This is a genomic window from Flammeovirga yaeyamensis (genome assembly GCF_018736045.1).
GTDB classification, from domain to species: domain Bacteria; phylum Bacteroidota; class Bacteroidia; order Cytophagales; family Flammeovirgaceae; genus Flammeovirga; species Flammeovirga yaeyamensis.
In genome coordinates this window covers 1,235,581-1,250,365 of the sequence record NZ_CP076133.1, presented here as the reverse complement: position 1 = coordinate 1,250,365, position 14,785 = coordinate 1,235,581, and the positions used below count along the sequence as shown (strand labels likewise).

At 34.1% G+C, this 14,785-nt stretch carries 11 protein-coding genes; 7 read left to right on the top strand and 4 right to left on the bottom strand.

Translation table 11 applies throughout. The features are described from left to right. Positions 1-328 precede the first annotated feature (328 nt). The 3 genes from KMW28_RS24845 to KMW28_RS24835 all read left to right on the top strand — a co-directional run bounded on the left by KMW28_RS24845 (position 329) and on the right by KMW28_RS24835 (position 4,066). Positions 329-1,726, top strand: coding sequence for a DUF1214 domain-containing protein (locus KMW28_RS24845; RefSeq protein ID WP_169663613.1), 1,398 nt, complete (start codon positions 329-331; stop codon positions 1,724-1,726). Positions 1,727-1,855: 129 nt separating this feature from the next. After that, positions 1,856-3,397, top strand: a complete 1,542-nt coding sequence (locus KMW28_RS24840; RefSeq protein WP_205958158.1) for a DUF1254 domain-containing protein — start codon at positions 1,856-1,858, stop codon at positions 3,395-3,397. Between the two features lie 198 nt (positions 3,398-3,595). Continuing rightward, positions 3,596-4,066, top strand: coding sequence for a hypothetical protein (locus KMW28_RS24835; RefSeq protein WP_169663612.1), 471 nt, complete (start codon positions 3,596-3,598; stop codon positions 4,064-4,066). 319 nt (positions 4,067-4,385) lie between these two features. On the opposite strand, the gene KMW28_RS24830 is transcribed toward KMW28_RS24835, so the two are convergent. Continuing rightward, positions 4,386-5,138: a lysophospholipid acyltransferase family protein gene (locus KMW28_RS24830; RefSeq protein ID WP_169663611.1), complete on the bottom strand. Its 753-nt coding sequence runs from the start codon at positions 5,136-5,138 to the stop codon at positions 4,386-4,388. 230 nt (positions 5,139-5,368) lie between these two features. Here KMW28_RS24830 and KMW28_RS24825 point away from each other — a divergent pair, with 230 nt between their 5' ends. Beyond that, complete coding sequence (locus KMW28_RS24825; protein ID WP_169663610.1) at positions 5,369-6,337, top strand: helix-turn-helix domain-containing protein; 969 nt, start codon at positions 5,369-5,371, stop codon at positions 6,335-6,337. A gap of 31 nt (positions 6,338-6,368) precedes the next feature. Here the strand turns inward: KMW28_RS24825 and KMW28_RS24820 are convergent, their stop codons facing one another. Beyond that, positions 6,369-8,699 (bottom strand): arylsulfatase, encoded by a 2,331-nt coding sequence (locus tag KMW28_RS24820; RefSeq protein ID WP_169663609.1) that lies wholly within the window; start codon positions 8,697-8,699, stop codon positions 6,369-6,371. Positions 8,700-9,061: 362 nt separating this feature from the next. On the opposite strand from KMW28_RS24820, the gene KMW28_RS24815 reads away from it, so the two are divergent. The 3 genes from KMW28_RS24815 (at position 9,062) to KMW28_RS24805 (ending at position 14,156) form a co-directional block, all read left to right on the top strand. Continuing rightward, positions 9,062-10,960, top strand: coding sequence for a transglutaminase-like domain-containing protein (locus KMW28_RS24815; RefSeq protein ID WP_169663608.1), 1,899 nt, complete (start codon positions 9,062-9,064; stop codon positions 10,958-10,960). 1 nt (position 10,961) lies between these two features. After that, the gene (locus tag KMW28_RS24810; RefSeq protein ID WP_169663607.1) at positions 10,962-12,935 is read left to right on the top strand and encodes a DUF3857 domain-containing protein; all 1,974 of its coding nucleotides are present in this window, start codon (positions 10,962-10,964) and stop codon (positions 12,933-12,935) included. 63 nt (positions 12,936-12,998) lie between these two features. Further along, positions 12,999-14,156 (top strand): MFS transporter, encoded by a 1,158-nt coding sequence (locus KMW28_RS24805; protein ID WP_169663606.1) that lies wholly within the window; start codon positions 12,999-13,001, stop codon positions 14,154-14,156. A gap of 66 nt (positions 14,157-14,222) precedes the next feature. Here the strand turns inward: KMW28_RS24805 and KMW28_RS24800 are convergent, their stop codons facing one another. Together KMW28_RS24800 and KMW28_RS24795 are read right to left on the bottom strand one after the other, a co-directional pair. Beyond that, positions 14,223-14,495, bottom strand: a complete 273-nt coding sequence (locus tag KMW28_RS24800; protein ID WP_169663605.1) for a type II toxin-antitoxin system RelE/ParE family toxin — start codon at positions 14,493-14,495, stop codon at positions 14,223-14,225. Further along, positions 14,488-14,706 carry a ribbon-helix-helix domain-containing protein gene (locus tag KMW28_RS24795; protein ID WP_205958170.1) on the bottom strand — a complete coding sequence of 73 codons (219 nt, stop codon included), beginning with the start codon at positions 14,704-14,706 and terminating at the stop codon, positions 14,488-14,490. The genes KMW28_RS24800 and KMW28_RS24795 overlap by 8 nt, the downstream gene beginning before the upstream one ends. Positions 14,707-14,785: the final 79 nt, after the last annotated feature.

The following is a 14,785-nucleotide window of genomic DNA, read 5'->3' as shown; positions in this document are numbered from 1 at the left end:
AAGAGTTTAGTTCTTATCTATTTGTCACTTTTGAACATAGTTTAAATTAGTATACGGGCGACAGTTGTTAAATCGGTTTAATTATTGAAATTAAATAGTTAAGCTTTTGTAAAAACGTATTTTTTACTATTATATTGGCATGCAAAACCTTGCTTAGTTTAATATTAACCAAAAACAAAACACGAAAAAACACTCTTCATTTCAAACTAAATAAAAAAGCACTCTACCGAAACATATCAAATGATTTTAATGAAAATAGTGACATTTTTAATAGTAAGATATTAGAAAATGAACACTCAATCATGTTTAACATTAAACATCTATCAAAATGAAAAAATCATCCTTACTCTTTTTACTTGCTTTTATTTTTATTCTTCAAAATAGCTTTGCACAAAGTCAGGAATTTGAAGATGAATTATTCGAATATAGAGCCATTGAAACGGCTGTTTGGGCAATGCCTTTTATGAATTTCAAAACCTATCGTGATGCATTACATGATAATGGTGTGGATTATAATGATGTTGCTTATAATTCTAAAATCCAGAATTGGAAGTTTCAGACCGCTACACCAAACAATACCACTCCATACATTCATTTTTATTGGAATATACAAGACGGACCTATTGTAATCGAACTTCCTAAGTCCGAAGATGGTGTAGGTGTTTTCGGGACCATCATGGATGCATGGCAAAGACCTATCGACGATGTTGGAGCAAAAGGCAGAGACAAAGGGAATGGAGGTAAATATGTCTTGATACCTGAGGGATACAATGGACCTCTTATTCCAGGAGCTTATACTTATACACAAAGAACAAACAATGGTTTTTGTGTATTAAGACCAATCATCGCAAATGCTTCAGAAGAAAATTTAGCCAAAGCAACTGCTATCACTAAGAAAATCAAAGTGTATCCACTATCTGAAGCGGCCAATCCTCCAAAGATGAATTATGTGGATGTCTATGACAAAATGTTAGAATGTACTCCAAAAATGGATGAGTCACTTTATGAGGAAATCCATGCATTCATTCAAGAAGAACCTGTAGAAGACATGAATTTAGCTTTTATGGGGATACTTAAGCAATTGGGGATTGAGAAAAACAAACCTTTCCAACCTACGGAAAAAGAAAAGAAATTATTTGCTGAAGCAGCACCAAAGGCATTAGAGTATATGATCAACCAATACCACAGGGAATTGAATCCTTGGATGTATGAAGGTAAAAAATGGAGTGTTTTAGTTCCTCCAGGTGCTTTCGAGACCGATTGGACGTATGAATACCCATCCGTTTTTGATTATAACGCAAAAGGATCTTTGTACTATGCGATTATTACAAGTATCAAAAATTATGGCTCGGCTACTTTCTACTTAGACCTTGCCGAAACGACGGATGGACAATGGTTGGATGGAAGCAGCAATTATAAATTAGTAGTCCCTGCAAATGTGCCTGTTGATAATTTCTGGGCAGTAACTACCTACGATTTAGAAACAGCATCGTATCAAAGAGAAATTGATAAAGCGACGATCGATTCTAATATGAGCAAAGTGAAGAAAAATAAAGATGGAAGTACAACTATCTATTTTGGACCAAAAGCACCAAAAGGAAAAGAAGCGAATTGGTTACCTACAGTAGAAGGAAGAAGATTCTTCTTACTATTTAGATTCTATGGTCCCCAAAAAGGAGTATTCGATGGTAGCTTTGAGTTGAATGATATTGAAAAGATCAAGTAAGGTTTATATCAGATAATTTGTAAGATTTAAAAACTATGTTTGGTATAAATCTAAATTAATAGCTGAAATTTAATTTCGTATGCTAAAAATAGATTATATTCACTATCAAACAATTAACATATACCGAAAATGTTTAACTACAAACACCTGTTATCCATCTTATTGATGGGAACTATTTTCTCAAGTTGCGAACAGTCTACAAACGATCAATCAAATGATAAAGCTGTTCAAACTCCCAAAATGAAAATGACGACTCAGATTCCATCAGGAATTGAAAGTCCGAATACAATTATAACTGAAACTCTAGGAGAATTATCGTTCTTCGATGGAGTACCTAAACCAAAAACAGCAGACAAAGTCTATGATTACCTAGATTTAGTCAACGCAGTCGATGCCTACACAAAAGGCATTCACATTGCTTCTATGGAAGCCATGAAACGTGGTATTCTAGAGTATGGTCCAGCCAACCAAACCGTCCTTATTTTTGAGGAATTAATGGATTCTAAATCTTTTTTCCTTACTGCAAATACCACTTCAGTATACATGTGTTCTTGGTTGGAACTAGGAGATGAACCTATGGTGATTGAAACTCCTCCAGATGTTTTGGGTATTATTGATGATCACTATTTTAAATATGTAGCCGACTTCGGCCGTCTTGGTCCAGATAAATCTAAGGGTGGCAAGTTCTTGATTTTACCTCCGGGTTATAAAGGTGATGTACCTAAAGGATATTTTGTAAAACAAGCAGAAACATATGGTCATTGGGTCATTTGGAGAGGATTCCAAAAAAATGGAGACCCACAACCTGCTGTACAAGCGACTAAAAAGACTTTTAAAGTATATCCATTATCTCAAAAGGATAATCAACCAAAAATGAATTTTGTGAATGTTTCTGGCAAAGAAATCAATACAATTCACAGAATGGATGAAAGAATCTATGAAGAGATTAATGCAGTAGTTCAATCTGAACCAACAGCTGCTGAAAATCCTGAACTATTAGGTACTCTTGCTGCAATAGGAATTGAAAAGGGCAAACCTTTCAATCCTGATCCAAGAATGCAAGCGATCTTAAAAGAAGCCTCAAAATTAGGTAGTGCCATTGTTAGAACACAAATGGCAAAACCTAGAAGCGAATATTTATACAAGTTTAAAGGAACACAATGGTTAAATCCATTGGCTTATAAGAGTTACTTATTCGAACATAATGGAGTTCGATTATTAGATGCAAGAAGTGCTTTCCACTTTTATGCAACGGGTATTACTCCTGCCATGTCGATGAAAATTATTGGTAAAGGGTCGCAATATGCTATTGCTTATTCAGATAAAGATGGAAATACTTTTGATGGAAGCAAAACGTATAAATTCCACATCCCTGCCAATCCTCCAATGAAAGACTTCTGGTCGTTTACCATCTACGATAATCAAACACGTTCGATGTTGCAAACCGATCAAAGATTCCCTGGCATTGACAATAATAAAAAGGGGTTGGTTCAAAATGAAGATGGTAGCTGGGACATTTACATTGGTCCAAAAGCACCAAAAGGTATGGAAAACAACTGGATACAAACTGTTCCAGGTAAAGGTTGGAATACCATCTTTAGATTATATGGTCCTTTAGAACCTTGGTTTGATGGAGAGTGGTATCCTTCGGATGCTGTTTTGGTAGAGTAGATAACTACAAACAATATATATTTACTAATAAAAAAAAATACAAGTCCTTGGCTGAAGTCAGGGGCTTGTATTTTTTACACAACAATAATGTATTGTTTATTTCTACCCAGAATTCAGTCGTGAAAGATATAATTATTTCAAACCTAGGAAAATATCAACAAAATTTTAAACTTTGAGCTTAAAGCAAAAACAACTAATATGAAAGCGCTATTACTAATACTCTTCTCTCTTTTATTCATACAAACAACATACTCTCAAGTACAACTAGAAATCTCTAACCCTCAAAAAGGTAAAGTAAAATACATTCAGGAGTTCAAGAAAGTAAAGGTAAAACTGATTGATGGAAGAGTAATAAAAGGTCCAATAAGCTTCTATTCTGAAAATGATATTTATATAAAAGATGAAATCATTCTTCTTAGTGATATTCGAAAAATCAAACGCAATCCAAGAGGTTGGATGTTTCTTCAAAATGCTCCTTTAATAGCATTTGGCGGAACGTTGTCACTTGTAGCTTTGTCTATGAATTCATATAATGGTGAAAGTACTACAGAAATGGTGAGCAACACCATCCCCTTTGCTGTTATTTTTGTTGCTGGGATAATATCCCCCAATTTTTTCAAAGGATACAATAGGAAAAAAGGGTGGAACTACAAGATTATTAGAAATTAGATAGTGATATCATGAAAAAGCAAATCATCCAAAATGTTTTGAGTTTTGGACGGAAGTAGGTCAAAAGTCTCAGATTTTTAAAGATGCAGATACATATTAAAAAGATTGGATTTAAGTAATTTGGAGAGATCACCTCTAATATAATTAATCATTTAGAGACAGATATAATTAAATACCCCAATACCCCAGACTAAAGTCTGAGGCTGGTAATATTTTTTTAAACAACACTAAAGTATTGTCTAAATCTTTCCTGACTTAAGTCGGGACAGATATAATTATTCCAAGCCTAGGGTTTCAACCCTAGGAAAAAGCAAGGTCATCAAGCAATCTGTTTGTTGTCTTTTTGAAGATGATCAAAATCACTTACCGACTGATAAATCACATCATATACCTCATTCGATAAAGCTTTGTGATCATCATTTTGTACAGGAGGCTGTACTTTGATGGTGGCAAAGCTTTTCTTTTTGCCCATTTGCTGATAAAAATGTCTAACAAAACTAATACTTCCCATCCAGGCATCATTTTGATCTTCGTACCAAAGTGTAATCGGTGTTATGGGAGCGTTTAGTTGAGAGGCAATAAGGAAACTCCCTCCTTTAAACTTTTGAGGGTAATAACTATCGCCTATCCCTCCTTCCGGGAATAATACCACACGCTTCTCATTTTCTACTCTTGCCTTGATTTCCTTCATGGTATTCAGTCGAGAGTTATGGTTACCTCTATCGACCAGAATCATATCGGCCAATTTTACCGCAGAACGCAGGCCAGGCCATTTTCCTACTGCACTCTTTGCCACAATACTTGATGGATACAAAGAAAAAAGTATAAAAATATCGACATAACTTCTATGGTTCGACATGATTATGCCTCTTGGCTGAAGCTTGCCTTGGTTAATTACTTTTACCTCGTAGTTTAGAATGTATAGGCATTTCTTCGCCCAATTTCTAAGCATTTTTTTGGTCACCTTAGCGGGATCTTCACTTCTAGCAGAATGTAATTTTCCCCAAATAATATAATAAATCGTACAGGTTGAAATACGAAAAAGTCTATAAGTTGCTCGTAAAAATTTCATGATTGTTTAATTTATAACAAACAACGCAATTTTCTTATTTTGGATTATTAATAAATGTCAAATTGACCTTAAAAAAGTATATAATCTTAATTTCAATGAATTAAACCCATCTGAATCATTTAACCACAGTAAGGGGGATCATTTATTATAAACACTCATCTCACCTCTACTTAATTCATAATGAATATTTAGAAACTCTTTTTCATCGGCATTTTTTAGTAAATTCATGTATGCATATATACGAAGGAAATGATATTTCTCCACAAACTGTTTATAAACATCTAAGTGATATTTATGGTGGAAATTGGGATGGTGAATCTATGATTATCAAGAATGATAAAATAGATTGCAAGGCCGACTATTTTAATTACCCCAATGATATCATAGTAGGCTTAATTAAACTGAAATGTACGGAAAAGCTTGCTTTTCAAAGTACAGGAAGTGATAAGGAAAACTATCTAACTATACGTATTGGATATCAAGCAAAATTTGACGAAGACAGTAGTTTGAAAGCAGCTGTAAATAAGGGAATCTTTATTTATGATGTGAATTTCTTGTACGATAATCAATTACAACCCAATGTGTGGTACGAGTGGTTCGCCGTAAAGTGTCCTATTGATTTTCTGAAAACATGGTTCATAGAGGACGTCTACTTTGAGACTTTCAAAAAAAGAGTACTTAATAGCTATATATATTTTTCTTCTATCCCAGAAATTGATACCATCGTTCGTGAACTCACTTTTTTTAATGATGATCAGAAATTAAAGAAGACCATATTCTTATCCAGGTTATTTGAAATTTTGGGCCGATTATTTACTGCTTTATCGGATCAAAAAGTTGATGAGATTGACGATATTAAACTTCACCCTGAAGATTATAAAAACATGTTGGATGTAAGAGAATATATTCTCGAAGACTTCAGTAAAAAGCCTAAATTAGAAGAAATTGCAAAGCATTTTCACTTGAGTGTATCAAAATTGAGAAGAGATTTTTCTACTGTATATTCTACCACAGTGATGAAATTTTTCGATCAACATCGTTTACTGGAAGCCTATCAACAAATTAAATATTCTGATAAAAGTATCACAGAAATAAGTATGGATTTGGGTTTTGTATCAGTGGCTCATTTTGGCACTGCTTTCAAAAAAGAATATCAGATTACTCCAAATCAGTTGAGAAATAAAGAGGTTGCCCCATAAGAATATGAGACAACCTTAAATTGTTATCAGATTACTTTAGAGTTACTTCTACTAGCTGTAGATCACCCGTATAAGTAAAGCGTCCATGATATAATTGCGATGGACTAGAACCTGTGTTCGTACCTACATCAAAAGTAGATGTTGCACTGTATTGTACTGGAACTGTGTTTGGTATATCACCTGATCCAATTTCTTTATCTCCGATCATTAATGTCACTTTCGCAGCTCCACCTCTCACGCCTGATACTTGATCATAAATTACCTTGATCTCTAAATTGCCTTCAGGTAGTTTATTCTCAGAAATGATGTTCGTGTACTTTCTATCAAAGTAATTATATGTGTAATACAATTTATTGTCCTTGATATAAAGTGAATACCCACACTCGAAGCCTCCATCAGTTACTAAAACTCCTTCGTCTGTTTTCTTATGAGTTAATTTTACATCGATATCATGCGTTCTACTTGGTGTTCTTGGGGAAGCATTATTTGTTACCCTTTCCGTTTGACCATAATAAGTAAATTTAGTTCGCTTATTATTAATCGACGGACGGTCGGGAGTGACAATTCTTTCGACAAAACGGTCATCCATAGGGTAAACATCTTTTGATGCTGCTTCCGACTCAAAAATTGCAATCAATTCTTCTAATTTCTCAGGGTATTGATCTGCCAAATCTACTGCCTGAGAGAAGTCTTCTTCTATGTTATATAACTCCCATTTAGTATCATCAAAACCTTTTGACCCTGTCAACATCCATGGTACACCATGGAAAGCACAGGCTACCCAACCATCATGATAAATAGCTCTAGAACCTTCAATTTCAAAATATTGAGTCAATCTTTGTCCTTTAGCGTGCTCTTCTTTGAATGTGTAAGCCATACTCACACCCGACATTTCTGATTGCTCAAAACCATTTACTCTTTTTGGTTGCTCAATACCTGTAATATCTAAAATTGTAGGTGTAATATCAGCTACATGGTGGAATTGAGTTCTTTTCTCTCCTGCTCCATCGATACCTTTAGGCCAAGAAATAACTAAACCGTTTCTTGTACCACCAAAGTGAGAAGGTACTCGTTTCATCCATTTAAATGGAGATGAACCTGCCCAAGCCCACGGCACTGCGTAATGAGGTTCCGTGCTTGGAGTACCCCACTCATCAATTTCTTCCAATTGATCCTCTAATGATTCACCTCCAACACCATTGTAAGCTAAGTATACATTACTAGTACCTGTCATACTTCCTTCTGCTGATGGTCCGTTATCACCTACAATGTAAATCACTACTGTGTTATCTCCCCCTGGAAGTTCATGAGCAGCCTTTAATACTTCTCCAATATAATAGTCCGTATGATCTAAGAAACCAGCATACACTTCCATTTGGCGAGCATACACTTTTTTCTCCTCATCCGTATAAGAATCCCATGCTTCCAATACATCTGGTCTGCTTGTTAATTTTGTGTTTTCTGGAATAATTCCCATTTCCTTCTGACGTTGGAATGTTTCCTCTCGCATGCTATCCCAACCATTATCGAATTTGCCTTTATATTTTTCGATAAACTCTGCTGGCGCTTGTAAAGGTGAGTGAGCTGCACCTGTCGAAAAGTATAAGAAGAACGGTTGATCCGGGTTGTTCGACTTCTGATTTTTCATCCAACGGATGGCATCATCAGCTAAATCTTCTGTTAAGTGATATCCCTCTTCTGGGCTGTAAGGCTGATCTACAGGAGTTGTATTTCTGTATAAATCTGGCTCAAACTGACTTGTTTCTCCCCCATTAAATCCATAGAAGTAATCGAAACCTAAACCTGTAGGCCAACGATCGAATGGTCCGTTGGCAGTCACCTCCCAAGTTGGCGTATTGTGCCACTTACCAAATACCGAAGTGCTGTAACCATTTCCTTGTAAGATCTGAGCGATAGAAGCCGCATCGTCTGGCCAAATACTATTGTATCCTGGGAAACCAGTCGACAATTCTGAGATGACACCAAAACCTGCTTCGTGGTGGTTTTTACCAGTTAAAAGTGCCGCACGTGTCGGGCTACACATACCTGTAGTATGGAATCTTGTATACGTTAAACCTTCATCGGCTAACTTGTCTAAATTATCCATTTCTACTGGTCCACCGAATGTAGAACTTTGTCCGAATCCAACATCATCAAGCATAATCAAAATAATGTTTGGAGCTCCTTTCGCTGCTTTTACTGGCTGAGGATAATCTGCTTTAGAATCGGCAAATGTTCTACCGATTTTACCTTTAAATTCTTGAGTTGGTCTAGGTAATTGTTCCTGTGCAAAAACATTTACCGACAACAAAGTGAGTAGACTGATCAACCCACAAATTAGTTTTGTAGTCCTTTTTTTCATATCGATTTTAGTCATTTAGTATATCACAAAGGAAAAGAAACCGATGCATAAGGGACTTCAAAAAATGCTCAACCAACATCAAAAAATGTTCAAAGTATATGAAATGGATTTAATATTAGGTGAAAATCTAATGTTGATTTCTAATTAAAGTGTAAAATGAAGATTAGTTACTAAGAATGAGATGGAATTAGCAAATGATCGACATATAATTTGTACAACTATTTTTTTAAAGCTATCAAATTATTATTTTTGACATGAGGAAAGGCGTATCAACACCTCATTTTTTAAAGATTTATATTTAATCTATTATTAAAGCAAACAACTTGTCATACCCTAAATTTGACTAATTTACTCTTAATACAATGAAAAAAAGTCTCTTATTAAGCCTTTTGAGTTTAATATTAATGAGTTCTTTTTGTATTGCAAACACTCCTTCTGGTGATGTGATATATAAAAAGAAAAATACTCATTTAACTATTGGATTTCTTAATGGTTTTATTCACATTCTAGAAAAGAACGAAGAAGAAAAACAGTTTTTTGATAACTTCGAACAAAACTCTTTAGAATCGATATTCCATTCCAAATTCGAAAAAATCACTCAATTAGAAGCCTCTTCTATTGTTCCCAATAATGGTAAGACAAAATCGGTTAAAGTAAAAAATTATTCGACAAGAGATATCCTCCAAAGAGGCATCTTTTACAATGATTATAAAGCTACTGAATTTACTTATCCGCAGCTATCGAAATCAGTTATTGGTAAAATGAAGTACACAAAACAAATTTATGATGCTCATTTTATAAAACCTTTTTATTTCCAAGATAGATATTTCGTTGAAAATGCTGAATACTCTGTTACATTCGATAAAAATGTAAAGATAAAACCTGTATTACTTGGTGTAGAAGATCATAATGTCGCTTTTTCCGAAACTAAAAAAGGGAATAAAACTACGTATACATGGACGCTTAGCAATGTTGAAGAATATAAATTTGAAAAAAATAGTCCCTCTAGATCATACAGTTCTCCTCATATTTTAATCTTGATAGAATCTTACACACATCAGGGAAAAACTCACCAAATTTCTTCGGGTGTGGATGATTTATATAGATGGTATTCAAAATTAGTCAGTCTAATTGATAAAGAAGATGAGAAATTATTACAAGATCAATTAGACAAAATTATTAGTGGTACATCTTCTAAAGAAGAGGCTAAAAAAGCGGTCTTCTATTGGGTCCAAAAAAACATAAAATATATCGCTTTTGAAGATGGTATGGAAGGGTTTATTCCAAGAAGTGCTAGCGAGGTACTCACAAAAAGATATGGAGATTGTAAAGATATGGCCAACCTGCTTTATAATTTTTATAGATTGATGGATGTCAATGCTCATCTCACTTGGATTGGGACAAGAGCTAAACCTTATACCTATGAGGAAATGCCATGTACCATGACGGATAATCACATGATTTGTAGTATTACAGAAAATGACACTACTTTATTCCTAGATGCGACCAATCCGTTTTCAGATTATGGTATGCCTACAAGCATGATCCAAGGTAAAGAAGCCCTTATTGGAAAAGGAGCTACTTACGAAATTAAGGTAGTACCAGAAATATCAGCAGAAAAAAATGTTCGAATAGATTCGGCACACATCACTTTGGATGGTACTGACTTGAAAGGAAACTACACCACTCAACTTACTGGCTATGCCAAAGAGGAATACTATGCGAGTACATTTAAATCCGAATTAAAAAATGAAACTAAAGGGTTTAGAGATTTTATTGATATTGGAAAAAACAATGTGAGTTTCTCTTCTGAAAATGTAGATGGTTTTTCTAAAGGTGAAAAAGTGGGTAGAATTAATTTTGAGTTTCAACTACCCAACTATTGTAGAAATGTAAGCAATCGATTCTACATCAATTTAAACTTACATAAGCTTAAAATTGGAGAAAAATTAGATGTAGAAAAAAGAATACACTCTTATGAAGAGGAATACAAACGTCAATTCTCTTCCATTGTCACCTTCGACATCCCTGAAGGTTATGAACTTTCTTACCTTCCAAAGGGAACATCAAAATCTTGTTCTTTTGGTAGTATAACAACTGAGTATCAAATAAAAGATCAAACTATTGTCTATTCTCGAAACTTTACTTCCGATTACCTTTTGCTATCACCATCTGACTTTGCAGAATGGAATAGCTTTGTAAAAGAAGTATCCGAAATAAACCAAGAGAATATCATTATTAAACAAACAAAAACTCAATAAAATGAAAGCCTTAAAAAGTATCTTGCTCATACTGACTGTCTTTACGCTTAACGCTGTTGGACAAAACGACCCAAAAATGTATAAAGATTACGATTGGGAAAAAGAGCCTAAATTAGCTACTATTTCAGAAGAAAATAAAGAATATGAAGCTGTTGTTTTAAAAGATCATCGCATCATACAGCATCGTATTACTAATAATCAAGCGAATACCTACAAAACCATTCATAGCTTAGTGCATGTAAACTCTGATGCTGGCATTGAAAAACACAACAGAGTGTATATTCCTATTCGATCTTCATCAGAAATTATTCAGTTAAAAGTGAGGTCAATCAACACAGATGGCAAAATCACTATGTTGAAAAAAGAGAATATTAAAGAGCTTAAGAATGTGAAGGGCATTCAAAATGTAAAAATATTTGCCATAGAAGGACTTGAAGTGGGGGGTGAAGCTGAATATATTTACACGATTAAAATGCCTATTGTTCCTTATGGGAGCGAAAAAGTGCAAAGAGAAATTCCAGTTTTAGATTGTAGTATCAAATTGTACTACCCTAAAACGTGGACAATAAAAACGAAGTCTTACAATGGTTTATCCAGTAGTATTGAAAAGAAATACGACTTACCTAGAGTAATTAAACTTAATCAAAAAAATATCCCTGCCTTTGTTAAAGAAGAGTATGCCTATGAGGATCCTTTATATATGAAGTTTAAACATAAACTGAGCAGTAATGGAAATTCTAGAACTAAATTTTTTACATGGAACTACTACATCGATGGAATGTTGAACAGTTTTAACGCTCCAAAATCAGAAAAAGTAGCGATGAAATATGTAAAAGATATTGCTGCAATGAATATTTCTGAAGAAGAAAAAATTAAAGCATTAGAAAATAAGGTAAAATCAACTATTCGAGTTGCAAAAGGTGGAGGGGAACTTTTAGAAAACCCGAAATCAGTTGTAGCCAACGGTAATGGTAACTATAGAGGAATAATCAAATTATATATGTATTGCTTTGATCAATTAGGAATTGATAATCAGTTGGTCATGGGGAGTAATCGATATGAAGGTCGTGTAGATCAAAGATATGCTTCTATGGATGATATTACAGATCTCTTTTTCTACTTCCCAAAATATGAGAAATTCTTATTACCCGATGCTTATCATATGCGCTATGGTCCTGTTCATTCTGGTTTAATGGACTCTGAGGCATTGTTTATTGATTATAGAAATGCAGAAAGAAAACTGACTAAAAACTTCAGTAAGTTTGACAACTTAGGTTTTTTAAGTGATTCTGTGAATCATATTGGAGTGAAAGCAAGCCTTGATTTTTCTGATGATCTTTCACTTCCAAATGTAAAAATGCAAAACTATTCTCAAGGGTATAGATCATTTGCCTTCCGTTCTGCTTTTTCAAATAATGAAAAGTCATCTGAGGAAAAATTTATTAAGGAAGTCATCCTTTCTGCTTATGAAAATTATGAAGTAAAAAACTGGGATATCGAAGGAAGGGATATCGAACTTTCTAGTGATCCCGAAAGTTACATCAAAATAAATGTGGAGTATACTACTCCAGAATTAGTAGAGAGAGCTGGAAATGAATATTTGATCTCCATAGGTAAGTTGATTGGTAAACAATCAGAATTATATCAGGAAAAAGAAAGAGTACATGATATCGTTATGTCTACAATTTCAAACTATCACCATGAGATCTCTCTTGATATTCCAGCAGGTTATCAGTTAGAAGGATTAGAAAGTATCAAAATTGATAATAAGATAGTGGTAGAAGGAAAAGAAGTAGCCTATTTCAAATCAGATTATACCTTAGAAGGAAATAAGTTATTTATCACTGTAGATGAAGTGTACAAAACGTATAAATTCCCTCATGAAGTCTACGATCAGTTTAGAAAATTCATCAATTCAGCCGCTAACTTTAATAAAGTTACTTTAGTGATGACCAATAAAGAAACAGACTTATAAAATTTGAGTTATATTGTATGGATGTTGTGATATACATCCATACAATATAATTTCAAACACTAAATGAACAACAAACTTATTCTCCCTCTCATTGTCATTTCTCAATTCTGCTGCACTTCCTTATGGTTTGCAGGTAATGCCGTGATGAGTGATCTCGTGGCCACTTTACAATTGAATGAAAACGCTATTGGAGCACTTACCTCTGTCGTTCAATTTGGGTTTATCATAGGCACATTGGTATTCGCTATTTTTACCATCACCGATCGTTTCTCTCCTTCTAAAGTATTTTTTATTTGTGCACTGCTTGGAAGTCTGTTCAATCTAGGAATTGTCTACCATGGTAATACCTACACTACTCTTCTTCTTTTTCGATTTCTGACCGGTTTTTTCTTAGCGGGAATATATCCTGTAGGAATGAAAATAGCTGCCGATTATTTCGAACACGGCTTAGGTAAATCATTGTCTTTTTTGGTGGGAGCATTGGTATTAGGAACTGCTTTCCCACATGCGTTAAAAGTATTTACAAGTGGTCTCCCATGGGATTATGTGATAGTATCAACATCAGTTTTAGCTTTGATTGGTGGATTAAGTATTTTCTTTTTCGTACCTGATGGGCCATTTCGGAAGTCTTCAAGTTCTTTTCAGTTCAGTGCTATATTTGATATTTTCAAAAAAGAGAAATTTCGAAGTGCCGCCTTTGGATATTTCGGTCATATGTGGGAACTCTATACGTTCTGGGCATTTGTTCCTTTGATGATCATCGCTTACAATACTATACATCAAGTGGAAGCCAACACTTCTTTGTATGCTTTCTTGGTGATAGGAATTGGTAGTATCGCTTGCATCATTGGAGGTTATATTTCTGAAAAAATTGGTGTAAAAAAAACAGCCCAATTAGTGTTACTTTTGTCTTGCACTTGCTGTTTTATATCCCCACTTCTCTTTTATCAATCTTCACAATTTCTTTTTACTGTATTCTTAATGCTGTGGGGTATGTTTGTCATTGCCGACTCTCCACTTTTCTCTACTCTAGTCGCTCAGAATGCACCGATCGAATTAAAGGGATCTGCTTTAACCATTGTAAACTGTATCGGCTTTGCTATTACCATTGTGAGTATTCAATTGATTAGTCTGATGCAAGAAATTATATCTATTGAGTATGTTTTTGTTTTGTTGAGTGTTGGGCCTTTGGTTGGGCTTTATTTTTTGAAAGAAAAATAAATATATATCATTCATTTGAATACGCCCTTGTACGGACATTGCAGTGCAACGTCCGTACGGATGATATTATAATTTCTCTAAATCATGTTTTCCGATAATTGTCATTATCTCTACAGATTCATTTATTACTCTAAAATATATACTGTCAACACCAGATACACATTTTCTATATCCTGATTTAATATAATCTACTGATTCATAAGAAAAAGGTCTTTGTGCAATCCTTTCAAATGAGTTGAAATATTTATCTGCTTGCTTCTCTCCAAATTGCTCCACTCCATAGCGATATATTCTTATTAAATCTTCTTTTGCAACATTGCTAAGCTTGTAATTAGCCATTTAAAGATGTCTTCGCTTGTGATAATATTTCTTCTTTGGAATCTTGAGTAAAACCACTTTTTTCAGCTTTCTCAATTTTAGATTTAATCCAATCAATTTGAGATTGTTGCTTTCTCGCTTGACGAATTAAATCATTTACCAACTCACTTTTACTTGAATATTCTTTACTGTCAACTTGCTCCTTTAACCATTTATCGTTTGGTTCAGTCAGTGATATACTTTGTCAATAGAACAAAATATTTTAGACAAGGATTTACAAACGTGTTTTTTTTAACGTTGAAATTTTACAG